Annotated in this window: 14 protein-coding genes; 12 read left to right on the forward strand and 2 right to left on the reverse strand. The window is 65.0% G+C overall.

Features of this window, described 5'->3' with window-relative positions; all coding sequences use genetic code 11:
• The first annotated feature begins 14 nt into the window (after window positions 1–14).
• The 8 genes from ACED18_RS14605 to ACED18_RS14640 all read left to right on the forward strand — a co-directional run bounded on the left by ACED18_RS14605 (window position 15) and on the right by ACED18_RS14640 (window position 11,681).
• Window positions 15–1,739: an ATP-binding protein gene (locus ACED18_RS14605; RefSeq protein ID WP_377293502.1), complete on the forward strand. Its 1,725-nt coding sequence runs from the start codon at window positions 15–17 to the stop codon at window positions 1,737–1,739.
• A complete protein-coding gene (locus ACED18_RS14610; protein WP_377293455.1) occupies window positions 1,736–3,091 on the forward strand; it encodes a sigma-54-dependent transcriptional regulator in 1,356 nt (451 codons plus the stop codon). The genes ACED18_RS14605 and ACED18_RS14610 overlap by 4 nt, the downstream gene beginning before the upstream one ends.
• 203 nt (window positions 3,092–3,294) lie before the next feature.
• Entirely contained in the window at window positions 3,295–4,272 is a 978-nt protein-coding gene (locus ACED18_RS14615; protein WP_377293457.1) for a tripartite tricarboxylate transporter substrate-binding protein, read from the forward strand.
• A gap of 244 nt (window positions 4,273–4,516) precedes the next feature.
• Window positions 4,517–4,978, forward strand: a complete 462-nt coding sequence (locus ACED18_RS14620) for a tripartite tricarboxylate transporter TctB family protein (protein WP_377293459.1) — start codon at window positions 4,517–4,519, stop codon at window positions 4,976–4,978.
• A gap of 10 nt (window positions 4,979–4,988) precedes the next feature.
• Window positions 4,989–6,494 carry a tripartite tricarboxylate transporter permease gene (locus tag ACED18_RS14625; RefSeq protein WP_377293461.1) on the forward strand — a complete coding sequence of 502 codons (1,506 nt, stop codon included), beginning with the start codon at window positions 4,989–4,991 and terminating at the stop codon, window positions 6,492–6,494.
• 1,232 nt (window positions 6,495–7,726) lie between these two features.
• Window positions 7,727–9,301 carry a Re/Si-specific NAD(P)(+) transhydrogenase subunit alpha gene (locus ACED18_RS14630; protein ID WP_377293463.1) on the forward strand — a complete coding sequence of 525 codons (1,575 nt, stop codon included), beginning with the start codon at window positions 7,727–7,729 and terminating at the stop codon, window positions 9,299–9,301.
• 19 nt (window positions 9,302–9,320) lie between these two features.
• On the forward strand, window positions 9,321–10,823 hold the full coding sequence (locus ACED18_RS14635; protein ID WP_377293465.1) for an NAD(P)(+) transhydrogenase (Re/Si-specific) subunit beta: 1,503 nt from the start codon (window positions 9,321–9,323) through the stop codon (window positions 10,821–10,823).
• Between the two features lie 243 nt (window positions 10,824–11,066).
• Window positions 11,067–11,681: a VanZ family protein gene (locus ACED18_RS14640; protein ID WP_377293467.1), complete on the forward strand. Its 615-nt coding sequence runs from the start codon at window positions 11,067–11,069 to the stop codon at window positions 11,679–11,681.
• A gap of 104 nt (window positions 11,682–11,785) precedes the next feature.
• On the opposite strand, the gene repB is transcribed toward ACED18_RS14640, so the two are convergent.
• Together repB and repA are read right to left on the reverse strand one after the other, a co-directional pair.
• Window positions 11,786–12,763 carry a plasmid partitioning protein RepB gene (gene repB / locus ACED18_RS14645; protein ID WP_377293469.1) on the reverse strand — a complete coding sequence of 326 codons (978 nt, stop codon included), beginning with the start codon at window positions 12,761–12,763 and terminating at the stop codon, window positions 11,786–11,788.
• Window positions 12,764–12,843: 80 nt separating this feature from the next.
• Entirely contained in the window at window positions 12,844–14,040 is a 1,197-nt protein-coding gene (gene repA, locus ACED18_RS14650; protein ID WP_377293471.1) for a plasmid partitioning protein RepA, read from the reverse strand.
• Window positions 14,041–14,241: 201 nt separating this feature from the next.
• On the opposite strand from repA, the gene ACED18_RS14655 reads away from it, so the two are divergent.
• From ACED18_RS14655 to ACED18_RS14670, 4 genes are all read left to right on the forward strand, one after another.
• Window positions 14,242–14,499, forward strand: coding sequence for a WGR domain-containing protein (locus tag ACED18_RS14655; RefSeq protein WP_377293473.1), 258 nt, complete (start codon window positions 14,242–14,244; stop codon window positions 14,497–14,499).
• A 138-nt stretch (window positions 14,500–14,637) separates the two neighbouring features.
• Entirely contained in the window at window positions 14,638–14,856 is a 219-nt protein-coding gene (locus ACED18_RS14660; RefSeq protein WP_377293475.1) for a hypothetical protein, read from the forward strand.
• A gap of 254 nt (window positions 14,857–15,110) precedes the next feature.
• Complete coding sequence (locus ACED18_RS14665) at window positions 15,111–15,755, forward strand: nucleoside/nucleotide kinase family protein (protein ID WP_377293477.1); 645 nt, start codon at window positions 15,111–15,113, stop codon at window positions 15,753–15,755.
• A gap of 131 nt (window positions 15,756–15,886) precedes the next feature.
• Window positions 15,887–16,588 (forward strand): class II aldolase/adducin family protein, encoded by a 702-nt coding sequence (locus ACED18_RS14670; RefSeq protein WP_377293479.1) that lies wholly within the window; start codon window positions 15,887–15,889, stop codon window positions 16,586–16,588.
• The last annotated feature ends 84 nt before the right edge of the window (window positions 16,589–16,672 follow it).

Here is a 16,672-nt window from a genome sequence, read left to right on the forward strand (position 1 = left end):
CGGCGGCGGTCAGCATGCCCTTTCTCAAGCGCAGCTTCCTCGACGAAGCGTCCACACAGGCCGCGAGCACGCTCAGCCTCGCCGTGGCGGCCCTTAACGGGCACCTGAAACGCTACGAGGCGCTGCCGGCGCTCATCGCCGACAATGACGACATCAAGGAACTGCTGGCGCGGCCGGGCGAAAAGACGCTGCGTGCCAATGCCAACCACTATCTGCGCGCCATCAACGCGCTGCTGAAATCCTCCGACATCTACGTGATGGACGAGACGGGCGAGACGATCGCGGCCAGCAATTTCGACAGGCCTGCGAGTTTCATCGGGGAGAATTTCAGCTACCGGCCCTATTTTCAGGACGCGATTGCGGGCCGGGATGCGCGCTTCTATGCGCTCGGCACGACGTCGGCCAAACGTGGCTATTACTTCTCCGCGCCCATCCGCATCTACGGCACGATCCGCGGCGTGATCGCCTTCAAGGTCGATGTGGACCAGATCGAGGCCAGCTGGCCGGCGGGCGAGTCGCGCATTCTCGTCACCGACCCCGAAGGCATCATCTTCATGAGCGGCAATCGGGACTGGCTATATGCCGGGCTGAAACCGCTGACGGCAGAGCGACTGGCGCGCACCCAGGCCTCGCGGCGCTACTCCGATGCGGTCCTGAGGGAGCTGCCGGTGAGCGAGACACGCTTTCGCGACCATGTGCTGATGAGCGTGACGGACCGCGACGGGACGACGCGCGAATATCTGGCACGCGAGGAGCATGTGACGGATGCCGGCTGGACGGTGCATGTGCTCCTCGACACCGCGTCGGTGCAAAGCCAGATCCGGACGGCCACGGTGGCCATCGTGCTCTCGCTGCTTCTCGCCGGGCTGGGCCTTCTGGTGCTGATGCAACGCAAGGCGCGACGCGACGAACAGCTGTCGATGGAAATCCGCGCCAAGGCCGAACTGGAGCGGCGCGTCGAGGAGCGTACCTCCGATCTCGCCCGCGTGAACCAGCAATTGCGCGAAACGCAGGCCGATCTCATCCAGGCCGCCAAGCTCGCCGGCCTCGGCCAGATGTCGGCAGCACTTTCCCACGAGTTCAACCAGCCGCTGGCGGCGGTGCGAAACTACGCCGAAAGCGCCGCCCTTCTCATGGCGCGGGGCCGGACGGAGGAAGCCTCCGACAATGTCTCGCGCATCACCAAGCTGGTGGACCGCATGGCTTCGCTCGGCCAGCACCTGCGCAATTTCGCCCGCAAGCCGAACGAAAAGCTCGGCCCCGTTTCGCTGCCGGCCGTGCTGACCGACACGCTGGAGATCGTCGCGCCGCGCCTCAACGCCGCCGGCGCACGCCTCGTCATCGACCTTGGCGATCCCGCACCCGTGGTGCTGGCGGGGCCGGTGCGCCTGCAGCAGGTGTTGGTCAACATCATCACCAACGCCGGGGATGCGGTGGAGGGCCGGGAGAACCGGCTGATCGAACTGACCGCGCGCGAAAGCGGCGAAGCGGTGACGATTGCCCTGCGCGACCATGGCGAGGGCGTGCCGCCGGCCATCGCGGCGCGCATCTTCGACCCCTTCTTCACCACCAAGGGGGTGGGCAAGGGACTGGGCCTCGGGCTCTCCATTTCCTATAACATCGTCAAGGATTTCGGCGGCGAGCTTTCCGTTGCCAATCATCCCGACGGCGGGGCGGTGTTCTCCATCGTGCTGGCCACAGCCAATCCGGTATCGACCACCATGGAAGCCGCCCAGTGAAGAATCCGCGTATCCTGCTGATCGACGACGAGGAAGAACTGCGCCGTTCGACGGCCCAGGCGCTGGAACTCGCAGACTTTCCCGTGGAGGCGCTTTCGAGTGGGGAGGATGGCCTCGCGCGTGTCAGCTTCGGCTTTCCCGGCATCGTCGTGACCGACATCCGCATGCAGGGCATGGACGGGATGACGCTGATGCAGCGGATCCGCGAAATCGACCACGAGATCCCTGTCATCCTCGTCACCGGCCATGGCGACGTGCAGCTGGCCGTCAAGGCGATGCGCGAGGGCGCCTATGACTTCATCGAGAAGCCCTTCTCGCTGCAGACGCTTGCCGGGATTGTTGCCCGCGCACTGGACCGGCGCGGGCTGGTTCTGGAAAACCGGCGGCTGAAGGCGGTGGCCGGTAAGAATGACGATCTGGAAACCCGCATGCCGGGCCGCACCCCGGTGATGGTCGATCTGCGCTATCGTCTGAGGGCCATCGGGGCGACGGAGGCCGATACGCTGATCATCGGCGAAACCGGCGCCGGCAAGGAGGTGGCGGCGCGCGCGCTGCACGATCTCTCCAGCCGGGCCGGCCGGCCGTTCCTCGCCATCAACTGCGCGGCCCTGCCGGAATCACTCATCGAAAGCGAGCTGTTCGGCCATGAGGTCGGCGCCTTCCCCGGCGCGCTCCGGGCCCGGCACGGCAAGTTCGAGCACGGGCGCGGCGGCACGATCCTGCTCGACGAGATCGGCTCCATGCCGCTCGACCTGCAGGCCAAGTTCCTGCGCGTGCTGCAGGAGCGCACCATCACGCGTCTCGGATCGAACGAGACCCTGCCGCTCGACGTGCGCTTCGTGGCGACGAGCAAGGTCGATCTCGAAGGCGAGGTCGCCGCCGGCCGTTTCCGCGCCGATCTCTTCTACCGGCTGAACGTCGCGACCCTGCACATTCCCGCCCTTGCCGAGCGGCGCGCCGATATTCCGCTGCTCTTCCTGCATCTGGTGCGCGAGGCGGCTGCCCGCTACGGGCGCGAGGATCCTGACGTGCCGCCTTCGGTTCTGGCGGATGTCGGGGAGGCCGACTGGCCGGGCAATGTGCGGGAGTTGCGCAACGCCGCCGACCGCTTCGTGCTAGGCATCGGCCAGCCGGAGGTGGCGCGGGCCGGCAGGACAGACGATGGCGGCACGGACCTGCCGCTTGCCGATCGCGTCGCGGCCTATGAGCGGCGCATCATCGCCAGCACGATCGCGGCCCATGGCGGCGCGCTGAAACCGGTCTATGAAACGCTCGGAATCTCCCGCAAGACGCTCTACGAAAAGATGCAGAAATATGGCCTCGACAAGCAGGACGGCCGCCTCGTCGAATAATCCCACGGTCGAATGGGTGGAAATCCACCCATCAGACATGGCGTTTGTTACCCTCTCCACCCATCCACGGCGATTGTTAAGCAAAAATTGAGACATGCCGCCGGGCGAACCGTTGTGAACGCGGCAAAGGTGCTCACAATCGCCTCCAAGCATCCGGCACAGAGGAGTGTTCCGGGCTTGCTTTCAACAGGTGGAGGATACCCATGTCATTCCTGAAAACGCTCGCTGTCGCGGGCGCGTTTGCGGCTACCCTTTTTTCCGGCGCGGCCTTTGCCGAATATCCGGAACGCAACATCACGATGGTCGTGCCCTTCTCGGCCGGCGGTCCGACGGATACGGTCGCGCGCCTCGTGGCGGAATCCATGTCCAAGGATCTCGGCCAGCAGATCATCGTCGAAAACGTCGGCGGCGCCGGCGGCACGCTGGGCGCCGGCCGCGTGGCGAGCTCCGATCCGGACGGCTACACCATCCTGCTGCACCACATCGGCATGGCCACCAGCGCCACGCTCTACCGCAAGCTCGCCTATGATCCGCTGAACGCCTTCGACTATGTCGGCCTCGTGACCGATGTCCCGATGACGATCGTCGCCCGCAAGGATCTCGAGCCGACCGACCTCAAGGGCCTGATCGACTACGTCAAGGCCAACAAGGACACGGTCACCGTCGCCAATGCCGGCATCGGCGCGGCCTCGCACCTGTGCGGCATGCTGTTCATGAGCGCGATCGAGACCCCGCTCGTCACCGTGCCCTACAAGGGCACCGGCCCGGCGATGACCGACCTGCTCGGCGGCCAGGTGGACATCATGTGCGACCAGACCACCAACACGACGAAGCAGATCCAGGGCGGCACCATCAAGGCCTATGCCGTGACCGCGCCCAAGCGCCTCGACATCTTCCCCGACGTGCCAACCGCCGTCGAAGGCGGCCTGCCGGGCTTCGAAATCGGCATCTGGCACGGCATCTACACGCCGAAGGGCACGCCGGAAGCCGTCAACACCAAGCTGTCGGCTGCGCTGCAGAAGGCGCTGAAGGATCCGAACGTCGTCAGCCGCTTTGCCGAACTCGGCACCGCACCGTCGTCGGAAGCCGACGCGACGCCCGCTGCGCTGAAGGCCAAGCTCGAAGGCGAAATCGCCCGCTGGAAGCCGATCATCGACGCGGCCGGCACCTACGCCGACTAAGGCAAGGGCAAACCCGGCGGGAGCGGCGCGCAGTGATGGCCCCGCTCCCCTCGCCTCCACCCGGCGACGCGGCCGGGAGGACGGCCAGACGCACCAACGCCGGTCACTGGACCGGCGTCACAAACAACCGAAGACCCATGCGTTCCCGGCCCCGTCGATGATGATCATCCACGGCAATGGCCGGGCCGTGTCACGCCGCCGCCGCAGCCGATGCGCCGGACGGCCAAGACTTCCGGGGGAAACCATGTCACCATCTCGCTATGATCGGACCGACCTGCTCTGTGGAGCGCTGTTCATCGGCCTCGGCCTGTTCTTCGCCGTCCAGTCGCTCGCGCTGGACCTCGGCACCGCCTTCCGCATGGGCCCGGGCTACTTCCCGTTCATGCTCGCCATCCTGCTGATGATCTTCGGGCTCATTATCCTCGTCGGCTCCTTCGGCAAGGAAGAGCAGCCGATGGGCATGCTCGCCTGGCGCGGCATCTTCTTCATCCTGCCGGCGCCGATCTTCTTCGGCCTGACGGTGCGCGGCCTTGGCTTCGTGCCATCGCTCTTCGTGACATCGTTCATCGCCGCCTTCGCATCCGGCAAGATGAAGCCGCTCGGCGCACTGGCACTTGCCGCGGCGATCACCGTCTTCTCGGTCGCCATCTTCAGCTACGCACTCGGGCTTCCCTTCGAGCGCTTCGGCCCCTGGGTCCGGTTCTAAGGAGGCCGCCATGGAACTCTTCAACAATCTCGCGCTCGGCTTTGCGACCGCCGGCTCCCTGGAAAACCTGCTGTTCTGCCTGATCGGCGCCCTGCTCGGCACGCTGATCGGCGTCCTGCCCGGCATCGGCGCCACGGCGACCATCGCCATGTTGCTGCCGATCACCTTCCAGCTGGAGCCCGTCTCCTCGCTGATCATGCTCGCCGGCATCTATTACGGCGCGCAATATGGCGGCTCGACCACCGCCATCCTGATCAACATGCCCGGCGAATCCTCATCCGCCGTCACCGCCATCGACGGCTACCAGATGGCCCGCAAGGGCCGGGCCGGCGCGGCGCTCGCCATCGCCGCCATCGGCTCCTTCTTCGCCGGCTCGGTCTCGACGATGCTGGTCGCGATCTTTGCCCCGCCGCTGACGGTCATCGCCCTGCAGTTCGGCGCGCCGGAATATTTCTCGCTGATGGTGGTCGGTCTCGTCTCGTCGATCGCGCTCGCCCACGGTTCGGTGATCAAGGCGCTCGCCATGGTCTCGCTCGGCCTGCTGCTCGGCCTCGTCGGCACGGACATCTACACCGGTACCCCGCGCTTCACGATGGGCATCAGTGAATATGCCGACGGGCTGAACTTCGTGGCACTCGCCGTCGGCGTCTTCGGCATCGCCGAAATCCTGCGCAACCTCGAAGGTGACTTCAACCGCACCGTTCTCATGAAGAAGGTCAGCGGCCTGCTGCCCACCAAGGACGACTTCCGCCAGATGGTCGGCCCCGTGCTGCGCGGCACCGGCATCGGCTCGGCCCTCGGCATCCTGCCCGGCGGCGGCGCCATCCTCGCCTCCTTCGCCTCCTATACGGTGGAGAAGAAGATCTCCAAGCATCCGGAAGAGTTCGGCAAGGGTGCGATCGCCGGCGTCGCCGGTCCGGAATCGGCCAACAATGCCGGTGCCCAGACCTCCTTCATTCCGCTGCTCACGCTCGGCATTCCCGCCAACCCTGTGATGGCGCTGATGATCGGCGCGATGATCATCCAGGGCATCGTGCCCGGCCCGAACGTCGCGACCGAACAGCCGGCACTCTTCTGGGGCATCATCGCCTCCATGTGGATCGGCAATCTGATGCTGGTCGTGCTGAACCTGCCGCTGATCGGCATCTGGGTGAAGCTGCTGACCGTACCCTATACCGTGCTCTTCCCGACGATCATGGCCTTCTGCGCCATCGGCGTCTACAGCGTCAACGGCAACCCCTACGACCTCTATGCGGTCGCGGGCTTCGGTCTTGCCGGCTACCTGCTGTCCAAGCTGCGCTGCGAGCCGGCGCCGCTGCTGCTCGGCTTCGTCCTCGGCCCGCTTCTGGAGGAAAACCTGCGGCGCGCCATGATCCTGTCGCGCGGCGATCCCAGCACCTTCGTGACGCGGCCGATCAGCGCCACCCTGCTGCTGATCGCACTGGGTGTCCTGATCGTCGTCTTCCTGCCGAGCGTGAAGGCAAAGCGCGAGACGGTCTTCCAGGAAGAAGGCTGAGAAACAGCACAAGGCTCCTCCCTCTCCTCCCCTGCCCCGAAGTTCCACGCTTCGGGGCTTTTTCTTTGCCGCGACGGGCATGGCCGATGAAGCATGCGGATGGGCGACCACACGGAAACACCGGCACGCAAGCGCCTCAAAGCGTTTGGCCGGTCAAAGGGTACGTTGCTGCAAGACATTGAAGGGGGGGGGGGGGAGGAGGGGAAGCCCGGCTGGGAGGAGGAGTGCCGGGCTTCCCGAAATTGACCACGGACTGGGAGGAGGAGGAGGTCCGCGGTCGCCCGAAACCAGGTCGTTGGGAGGAGGAGGAGACCCGGTTTCTGAGAATGTTTATAGAGCGGGAGCGGCCGCCTGACCAATGTCCATTGTGCAAAGCAGCATTGCACGTGCNCAGGTCGTTGGGAGGAGGAGGAGACCCGGTTTCTGAGAATGTTTATAGAGCGGGAGCGGCCGCCTGACCAATGTCCATTGTGCAAAGCAGCATTGCACGTGCATGCATAGCTCGTTGCATACCGGTACAAAGAGCACACGCGTTCCCACGCGTGCAATGACGCGCTTCTATCTATTTGATTTTCGGAAGGATTTTCTGAGCCTGTGGGCAACGGGGCCATGGGCGAAAGGAAAAGCCGGGCGCACGCACTACCTGAAGCGCCCGTGGCCCATGGCTACCGCATAAACTCCGAACAATGGGTAAACAACCGGTCGGAATATCAGGGAGCCTGGATGGCAGACGCCTTGGACAGACGGACCCGGTGGAGGCCGCACCCGGCGAGGATCGCTTCGTCTTCTCCTTCGGGGGTTCAGGCCACCTGGCGACGTCCGTGCCCGACAAGCGGCATTTTGTGGCGTCGTTGCGTCATTTTTCGCAATCGAAGCGTGGCCTGCGGCTGTTCAGCGGAAATCTTCTCCTCTATCGTCGCCGGGAGGAACCTAAATCGTTTAAGCTTAAAATATTTTCTTGGCCGAGCCTTTGGCGGCCTTGTGTTTTGCGAACGATGCGGTAACGGGGAGAAAAGAAGGCGCCACTTGCAAGCGCCGCGCGCACGATAGGGCCAGAGGGAGGGGCATATCGGCATGACAGACGTCTTTGTCACATCGGCAGGCTGGCCGCGTGCTGCGGGACCGGCAAGGGCCGAGCCCGACGCTCATCCAGCATCACAACTTGCAGGCGCTACCGCGGTCATCTTCCGCCGGCCGCCGGCAGCACACCATCGCAGACAGGGGGATTTCCTATGAAGATCGGGACACCGAAAGAGCTTTATCCGGGCGAGGCGCGCGTCGCCATGACGCCCGACAGCGCGCTCGCACTGCAGAAACTCGGCCATGCCTGCCTGATCGAAGCCGGTGCCGGCAAGGCCGCAGGCTTTTCCGACGAGGCCTACCGGGCGGCCGGCGTGACGGTCGTCGACAGTGCCGAGGCGCTCTATGCGGATGCCGACATCATCGCCAAGGTGCGCCCGCCGGAAAGCGCGGAAGTGGCCCGTCTGTCGGGCGGCAAGACGCTGATCTCCTTCTTCTATCCCGCCCAGAACAAGGATCTTCTGGAGCAGGCGAAGGAGACCGGTGCGAGCGTGATCGCCATGGACATGGTGCCGCGCATCTCGCGCGCCCAGAAGATGGATGCGCTCTCCTCCATGGCCAACATCGCCGGCTACCGCGCCGTGATCGAGGCCGGCAACAATTTCGGCCGCTTCTTCACCGGACAGGTGACCGCCGCCGGCAAGGTGCCGCCGGCCAAGGTGCTGGTGATCGGCGCAGGCGTGGCCGGCCTTGCCGCCATCGGCACCGCCACCTCGCTCGGCGCCATCACCTACGCCTTCGACGTGCGCCCGGAAGTCGCCGAGCAGATCGAGAGCATGGGCGCCGAATTCGTCTTCCTCGACTTCGACGGCCCGGCCCAGGACGGTGCGGCGACCGGCGGCTATGCAGCCCCCTCCTCGCCCGAGTTCCGCGAAAAGCAGCTCGCCAAGTTCCGCGAGCTGGCGCCTGACATCGACATCGTCATCACCACGGCGCTGATCCCCGGCCGGGACGCGCCGAAGCTCTGGCTCGCCGACATGGTGGCGATGATGAAGCCCGGCTCCGTCATCGTCGATCTCGCCGCCGAACGCGGCGGCAATTGCGACCTCACGGTCGCCGACCAGCGCATCGTGTCCGACAACGGCGTCATCGTCGTCGGCTATACCGATTTCCCGAGCCGCATGGCCGCCCAGGCCTCGACGCTCTATTCCACCAACATCCGCCACATGATGACCGACCTGACGCCCGCCAAGGACGGCACGGTCGTGCACAACATGGAAGACGACGTGATCCGCGGCGCGACCGTGACGCATGCGGGCGCGATCACCTTCCCGCCGCCGCCGCCGAAGATCCAGGCGATCGCGGCCGCCAAGCCGAAGGAAAAGGTGAAGGAGCCGACGCCGGAGGAGAAGCGCGCCCGCGAGATCGCGGCCTTCAAGGCGCAGACCCGCAGCCAGGTGGCGATGCTTGCCGGCGGCGGCGCGCTGATCCTGCTCGCCGGTCTTTACGCTCCGGCGAGTTTCATGAGCCATTTCATCGTCTTCGTGCTCGCCTGCTTCGTCGGCTTCCAGGTGATCTGGAATGTCAGCCATTCGCTGCACACGCCGCTGATGGCCATCACCAATGCGATCTCCTCGATCATCATCCTCGGGGCGCTGATGCAGATCGGCTCCGGCAACTGGCTCGTCATCATCCTCGCCGCGCTCTCCGTGCTGATGGCGGGCATCAATATCGTCGGCGGTTTCATGGTCACGCGGCGCATGCTCGCCATGTTCCAGAAGTCCTGAGCCGGGGGAGAAAAGACACATGGAATACGGATTCACCACGGCGGCCTATGTGGTCTCGGCCGTTCTCTTCATCCTCTCGCTCGGTGGCCTTTCCGGCCAGGAAAGCGCCAAGCGCGCCGTCTGGTACGGCATCGTCGGCATGGCGCTGGCCGTTGCCGCGACCATCTACGGACCCGGCGCCGGCAACTGGGGCGTCTCGCTCGTCATGATCGTCATCGGCGGCGCGATCGGCTGGGTCGTGGCCCAGCGCGTGCAGATGACGGAAATGCCGCAGCTCGTGGCGGCCATGCACTCCCTCGTCGGCCTTGCCGCCGTCTTCATCGGCTTCAACGCCGAAGTCGAGATGTGGCGCATCGCCTCCACGCTGAGTGCTGCCGGCATTGCGGCCTGCGATCCGCTCTCCAGCGCCATCGCCTGCGCGACGGCGGCGGGGCAGTCGGGTCTCTTTGCGGATTTCCACGGCTTTGCCCTGAAGATCGCCCAGAAGACCCTGCCGGAACTCTCGGTGCTGAAGATCGAGGTGTTCCTTGGCGTCTTCATCGGTGCCGTCACCTTCACCGGCTCGGTCGTCGCCTATGGCAAGCTGGCCGGCAAGATCGACGGCAAGGCGAAGAAGCTGCCGGGCGGCCATCTGCTCAATGCCGGCGCGGCCATCGGCTCGCTGCTGCTGCTCGTGCTTTACTTCAACGGCGCCGGCAGCTGGACGCTGATCCTGATGACGCTTCTGGCGCTCTTCATCGGCTACCACCTGATCATGGGCATCGGCGGCGCCGACATGCCGGTCGTGGTCTCCATGCTCAACAGCTATTCCGGCTGGGCGGCGGCGGCCATCGGCTTCTCGCTGTCGAACGATCTGCTGATCGTCACCGGCGCGCTGGTCGGCTCGTCCGGCGCCATCCTGTCCTACATCATGTGCAAGGCGATGAACCGCTCCTTCGTCTCCGTCATCCTCGGCGGCTTCGGCGGCACCACGGGTCCGGCGATGGAAATCACCGGCGAGCAGGTGGCGATCGACACCGACGGCGTCGCTAGCGCCCTGAAGGAAGCCGACAGCGTCATCATCGTGCCCGGCTACGGCATGGCGGTGGCGCAGGCTCAAGCTGCGGTGTCCGAACTGACGCGCAAGCTGCGCGCGGCGGGCAAGAATGTCCGCTTCGCCATCCACCCCGTCGCGGGACGCCTGCCCGGCCACATGAACGTGCTGCTGGCCGAAGCCAAGGTGCCCTACGACATCGTGCTGGAAATGGACGAGATCAACGAGGACTTCCCGGACACGGACGTCGTCATCGTCATCGGCTCCAACGACATCGTCAACCCGGCTGCCCAGGACGATCCCAACTCGCCGATCGCCGGCATGCCCGTGCTGGAAGTCTGGAAGGCAAAGCTCGTCATCGTCTCCAAGCGCGGCCAGGGCACCGGCTATTCCGGCATCGAAAACCCGCTGTTCTTCAAGGAGAACACCCGCATGTTCTACGGCGATGCCAAGAAGTCCGTCAGCGAGCTTCTGCCGCTGATCGACTGATACGGCCCATTCTCGCAAGCCCCCGGCAATCACGCGATGGCCGGGGGCTTTTTGTTGCATGGGGGGCGAGGCGCTGTGTCCACCGACCGCTCCCCTCCCCTCGCCTCCCATCAACGCTCAGGGCCGGCCAATGAGACGGCCCGCGGCGCGCTTGACCCTCCCTTAACCCTCCGAAACGATCGCCGGCGGAAGGCTGCGCGCTTTAGGCAGAGCTTTAGGACTTGACGCCCTAAGCTCCCGGGCATGAAAAACGCACCCTATCAGATCGCGGTCTGGACCGCCCTTGCCGCCATCGTCTTCGTGACGGTCTCCCCCATCCAGATGCGGCCCGGCGACATTTTCGCCGTGGATGTGGATCGCGCACTCGCCTTCGGCCTTCTGGCCGCAGGCTTCATGATTGCCTATCCGCGCCATGCCTTGAAGGTGGGCCTGCTCGTTGTTCTCGCGGCCAGCGCGACCGAGGCGCTGCAATTGCTGTCGCCGACCCGGCACGCCCGCATCGACGATGCGCTGGTGAAGACGGCGGGCGCCGCAGCGGGCATGGCATTCGCCTATGCCTACAACGCTTTGCGCGCGATGCGCCATGCCACCCGCGCCACGCGCCGGCCGCCGCTTCGCGTCGTATCCGATATTCCGGCCGTGGAGGGGATGACCGCACTTCCGGTCCAGTCCCGCCTGATCGAGGCCGTCTATTTCAGCCCCGAGGATGGCAAGCTCCGGGTGCGCCTGCACAGCGGCGAACAGCGTCTCTTCGAGGGCGTCAGCCTTGGCGATGTCGAGGCACTCGTCAACGCCCCCTCCCCCGGCAAGCATTATGTGGAGGAAGTCCGCACCAAGTTCCGCCGGCTGGCCGCCTGAGACGGGGCGAGGTGCACGGACCGATGGCGTCGAGAGCCGACGCTTCATGGTTAACGAAAGGTTGACGGCGCCGGTATCGGCGCCCGAGCTGGACGGTCGCCCGATCAGCGGCCGTCTTTTTCCCTGCGGAAGGCTTCGTAGAGCTCCGGCAGGCGATCGGACAGGAAGTCCCCGAAATCGACGGCGTCGCGCGCCTTCAGCGCCAGCGTGAACCGGCGTCCGTCGGAGGAGATGTCGGCAGCCACGGCCTTGTCCTCCGCGGCCCAGCTCCGGCTCTTTCGCACCGGCTTCGCCTTCACCGGCCTGTCGGCGGCCTTCAGAACTGTCATCAGGCGGTTGAACCGTTCGTCGCTCGAAAGCGACCCCATGTCGGCACCGGAAAGCAGCGCCCTCGCCTCTTCCAGCCGGACCGGCTTTTCCAGAAGCTGCTTCATCTCGTACCAGCGATCGCGGCCGATGCCCTTCGCGGCACCGATCGCCTCCAGCACGTCGCCCGGAATGGCGGTCACGGAGAGCATCTTGGAGAGCGTGCTGCGATCCACGGCGAGCGCCGTCATCACCACGCGGTTGTCATTGTCATAGGCAAGCCGCGCCACCCGCTCGGCGAAGACGGCGCGCTCGATGAAGGAAAGATTGGCGCGGGCGGAATTTTCCTGGCCCTGCGCGATCACATGGGCGCGGTCGTCCATCTGCTTGATGACGGCACGGACCTTCAGCCCCAGCCGCTCGGCAGCGCGCACGCGGCGGTGACCGAAGACGACCATGTAGCGGCCGGCGGCGGACGGATGCGGCCGCAGCAGCACGGGACTGTCCTGCCCGCGCTCGCGGATCGCCTCCACCAGTGCCTCGAACTCCTGATCGTCATCGGCCATGCGGTCGCGCACGAAGGAGCCGTCGATATCGCTCGGGGCGATCTCCACCACCGTCTCGCCGGCCAGCAGCTTGTCGGCCTGCGAGGCCATCTCGTTGATGGAGCTCAGGATCGACTTCGAGGCGCCCTTGATCGTATAGTCGAGCGCGACGCGGCCGTCCTCGGCCGGCTTGTCGTCCATCAGATTGGCAAAGGGGTTCTTGCGCGCCATGCCTCGTCTCCAGCCCAGCTAATTCCTTGACTTTGATATCGAAATAACGACTTTTTACGGCCGTCAACAGCAGCGCCCGCCTAAAGCCTGCCCCAGACCCGGTGGATGAGGCCCTGGACCTCGAAATTCACCGCATCCATGCATTCGATGGCCCGGTCATAGGTTTCACGCGTGAAGGCCGAGCGGTCAACCTCGTAGAGCGTCTGCTTGGTGAGGCCGGCATCGGAAATTGCCGTGGTCTTCAACATCGGGCTCTTCAGGATCTCTTCCGCGAACATCGACTGCATGAAGCCGAGCATCTGCACCTGCGGCACATCCTGCGGCTCGTAGCGGGTGATGAGATAGCGCAGCCAGTCCATGCGCACATCGGCACCGGCCTGCTTGATGGTGCGGGTGATGTTGCCGAGCATCAGCAGGAACTGCGACATGGACATGAGGTCGAGCATCTGCGGATGCACGGTGATGAGCACGGAGGTCGCTGCCGTCAGCGCCGTCAGGGTGAGATAGCCGAGCTGCGGCGGGCAGTCGACCACCACCACGTCATAGCGCTCGTCCAGTTCTGCCAGCACCTTGCCGAAGCGGGTGAAGAACCGCCGCCCCTCGCCGCCGCCCTGCATGGCAAGCGGCGTATCATATTCATATTCCTGCAGCTCGAGATTGGCGGGGATGATGTCGAGGCCGGGGAAATTGGTGGGCATGACGATCTCGCCGATCGCCTTGCGCTGGTCGTCGTAGCGGATCGCGTCATAAAGCGATGGATTGCGATCAAGCTCCGGCTGGAAGCCGTGCAGCGCCGAGAGCGAAGCCTGCGGGTCGAGATCGACGGCAAGCACGCGGTGGCCGGTCAGCGCCAGATGCTGGGCGAGGTGGGCCGTGGTCGTCGTCTTGCCGCTGCCGCCCTTGAAATTGACGACGGCGATCACCTGCAGCTTGTCGCCGGGCTTGCGGTGCGGCACGTATTTCTTCGCTTCGGCCTTGCCGGTGCGGTCGAGGAAGAGGCGCAGCTCCTGCATCTGCTCGGCCGTGTAGAAGCGTCGCCCGCCCGAGGCGGTGGTCGGCACCGGGCCCTTGCCTTCCAGATGCAGGCGCTTGAGATTGTTGGGGCTGACGCCGAGATAGTGGGCGACCTCGGCCATGGAAAACTGCCTGAGCGTCTTGCGCGCGTTCGGCGGAAACTTCTCTAAACGCAGCTGGTCGAGCTTGCGGGAAATTTCCGCACCCTGGTGCAGGATCTTGTCGTCGAACTCGAAGACGGGAAGGCTGGGCAGGTGCTGCATGGGGTCACCGGATTCTGGCGGCAATTACGGCTGAAACGCCGATCTGCCGCTATTATTCTGTGATTTGCAGGAATCGCGCAAGCGTTAATCCACTGGTCACCATGATGCCAGCGCGATGCATCACGATCGTGAATCGGTTGGCCCGAACCGATTCACAAGATGCGTTGGACGCTGGCTGCGGGACGATCCAGACTCGACCCCATGATGACGCCACCCCAGCACCTGCATTTCCGCCGCGAAGACCCCTCGCGCAACGTCGCGCGCTACTACGGGCTCAGCCTGCAGCCGACGCTGTTCGGACCGGTCGCACTGGTGCGCGTCTGGGGGCGCATCGGCACGCGCGGGCAGCAGCGCATCGAATGGCATGCGACGGAAGGCGAGGCGGAAGCGGCGTTTGCCCGGCAGGCGGCGCGGCGGAGGAAGCGCGGCTATGCCGAGATCGGATCCCCTGTGGCGTGAGTTCACGACCATATTGGTAGACTATTGACTCTCGGCGGGAACGTGGCACTCTTTCTTTACCGACGGTTAACCAACAGCCGCGGACAGGCGCACGAAAAGAGGCGCGGTCGGACCTTATTGGCGAGAAGGGGATTTGGCATGTTTCACTTTGGCGGCATGACGATGGGCTACCTGGCTGCGGCGGAAACGACCAGCGGCACAGACACCCTGCGGGCAGCGGAGACGAAAACGGTAGGCTCGGAGAGGCCCTCCTTTTTCCAGAGCCTGTTCGGCAAGCGCAGCGACGAACGCAGCGAGCGGGAACGCGAAGAGGAAATGGCACGCGCCTTTCTCACGCCCTGGCACCTGTTCTACTGACAGGCAACGCCCGGAGAAGGCGACAGAACCAACGGTTTCGCAGGCGTCAGCCGGTCTTGCAAAGGACTGATGCGCGAAAACCGGTGCGGCCGAATGGGGCCCGGAAGGGGAGGGGGCAAAGATGTCCGTTCCCGGCCTTCCTCTTTTGAGTGACAAACGCAGCAATTTGCTGCGCAAACCTGCAATTTTGCTGTCGCCTTCCGGCGGTCAGCGGTGCTATCTCATCTGCCGGAGCAGGCCGGAGGAGATGCGCCGTGACCGATCTCATGGAGAATGCGGAAATCATTGCGAAGGTCGCCGAGACCCGGTTTCGCGACGGCGGCGGGCGCCGCGTCATCATCGCCATTGCCGGCCCGCCGGGTTCGGGCAAATCCACGCTGTCGGAGGCCGTCGTCGAGCGGCTGAACCGGGACGCGCCCGGTCACGCGGCGATCTTTCCGCAGGACGGCTATCACTATGACGACCTCGTGCTGAACGCGATCGGGCGCCGGCCCTACAAGGGCGCGCCGGACACGTTCGACGTGCACGGCCTGCGCCACATGCTGCTGCGGCTGAAGGCGAACGAGGACGATACCGTGGCCGTGCCGGTCTTCGACCGCGATATTGAGATCGCGCGCGCCGGCGGCCGGCTCATCCCCCGCTCCACCGGCATCATCGTCTGCGAAGGCACCTTTCTTCTGATGCGGGCCACACCCTGGGACCAGTTGAAGCCCGTCTTCGACTATACCGTCTTCGTCGATGTCACCGAGGAGGAGCTGCGCCGCCGCCTGACGGCGCGCTGGGTGCATTACAATCTTACGCCGGACGAGATCCGCTTCAAGCTTGACGAAAACGACATGCCGAACGGCATGACGATCATCCGGGGCAGCGCGGAGCCGGATCTGCGCATCAAGAACTGAGACAGAATTCCCGCCGGAGCCCCGGGGAGGGAGGTCCGGCGGTCACGGCACGGGTCACGCGCGAAGAAGACGCCGAAGCTGACGACCCGTCCACCCAACGCCAGCAAAAGGCTTTCCGAAAGGATCACGACATGACCACCGCCACCAGCAACGCCGAGCTTCGCCGGCAGATGATCGACATCTGCCGCCGCATGAACGACAGCGGCATCAACCAGGGCACTTCGGGCAATCTCTCGGTCCGGATCGACCGCGGCTTCCTGATCACTCCGTCGTCTATGGCTTACGAAACCATGAAGCCGGAGGATATCGTCGAGATGGATTTCGACGGCACCTATGTCGGCCCGCGCCCCTCGTCCGAATGGCGCTTCCACCGCGATATCCTGAAGAACCGGCCGGATATCGAGGTGGTGCTGCACTGCCACTCGATCTATGCGACGACGCTGGCCTGCCATCACCGTTCCATCCCAAGCTTCCACTACATGACCGCCATTGCCGGCGGCAACACGATCCGCTGCTCGGACTATGCGACCTACGGCACGCAGGAACTGTCGGACCATGCGCTGAAGGCGCTGGAAGGGCGGCTTGCCTGCCTGCTCGGCCAGCACGGCCAGATCTCGCTCGGCAAGAACCTCGAGCATGCACTGTGGATGGCGATCGAGATCGAGACGCTGTCGCGCATCTATGTGCAGGCGCTCACGCTGGGCGAGCCACCCGTGCTCTCCGAAGCGGAAATGGAACGCGTCGCCGCGCAGATGAAGCGCATGAGCTACGGCTTTGGCCCGGAAGCCGAAGGCGAAAGCGACGTTGCCCGGCCGCGCCAGTCGGCCGGCTGATCCGGTTGCCGTTTCCATTCGACACGTGACAGGGCGCGGGTGGATCGTCACCACCCGCGCCCTGCCGTCTGCACAGTGCCCCTT

It is taken from the genome of Rhizobium sp. SG2393 (assembly GCF_042610495.1).
In the GTDB taxonomy this organism is placed as follows: Bacteria; Pseudomonadota; Alphaproteobacteria; order Rhizobiales; family Rhizobiaceae; genus RU20A.

What these genes read in the sequence shown, in the direction of transcription:
- ACED18_RS14605 (WP_377293502.1), top strand. Translation starts at nt 15, where the DNA reads ATGCCCTTTCTCAAGCGCAGCTTCCTCGACGAAGCGTCCACACAGGCC.
- ACED18_RS14615 (WP_377293457.1), top strand. Translation starts at nt 3,295, where the DNA reads ATGTCATTCCTGAAAACGCTCGCTGTCGCGGGCGCGTTTGCGGCTACC.
- ACED18_RS14620 (WP_377293459.1), top strand. Translation starts at nt 4,517, where the DNA reads ATGTCACCATCTCGCTATGATCGGACCGACCTGCTCTGTGGAGCGCTG.
- ACED18_RS14625 (WP_377293461.1), top strand. Translation starts at nt 4,989, where the DNA reads ATGGAACTCTTCAACAATCTCGCGCTCGGCTTTGCGACCGCCGGCTCC.
- ACED18_RS14630 (WP_377293463.1), top strand. Translation starts at nt 7,727, where the DNA reads ATGAAGATCGGGACACCGAAAGAGCTTTATCCGGGCGAGGCGCGCGTC.
- ACED18_RS14635 (WP_377293465.1), top strand. Translation starts at nt 9,321, where the DNA reads ATGGAATACGGATTCACCACGGCGGCCTATGTGGTCTCGGCCGTTCTC.
- ACED18_RS14640 (WP_377293467.1), top strand. Translation starts at nt 11,067, where the DNA reads ATGAAAAACGCACCCTATCAGATCGCGGTCTGGACCGCCCTTGCCGCC.
- repB (WP_377293469.1), bottom strand. Translation starts at nt 12,763, where the DNA reads ATGGCGCGCAAGAACCCCTTTGCCAATCTGATGGACGACAAGCCGGCC.
- repA (WP_377293471.1), bottom strand. Translation starts at nt 14,040, where the DNA reads ATGCAGCACCTGCCCAGCCTTCCCGTCTTCGAGTTCGACGACAAGATC.
- ACED18_RS14655 (WP_377293473.1), top strand. Translation starts at nt 14,242, where the DNA reads ATGATGACGCCACCCCAGCACCTGCATTTCCGCCGCGAAGACCCCTCG.
- ACED18_RS14660 (WP_377293475.1), top strand. Translation starts at nt 14,638, where the DNA reads ATGTTTCACTTTGGCGGCATGACGATGGGCTACCTGGCTGCGGCGGAA.
- ACED18_RS14670 (WP_377293479.1), top strand. Translation starts at nt 15,887, where the DNA reads ATGACCACCGCCACCAGCAACGCCGAGCTTCGCCGGCAGATGATCGAC.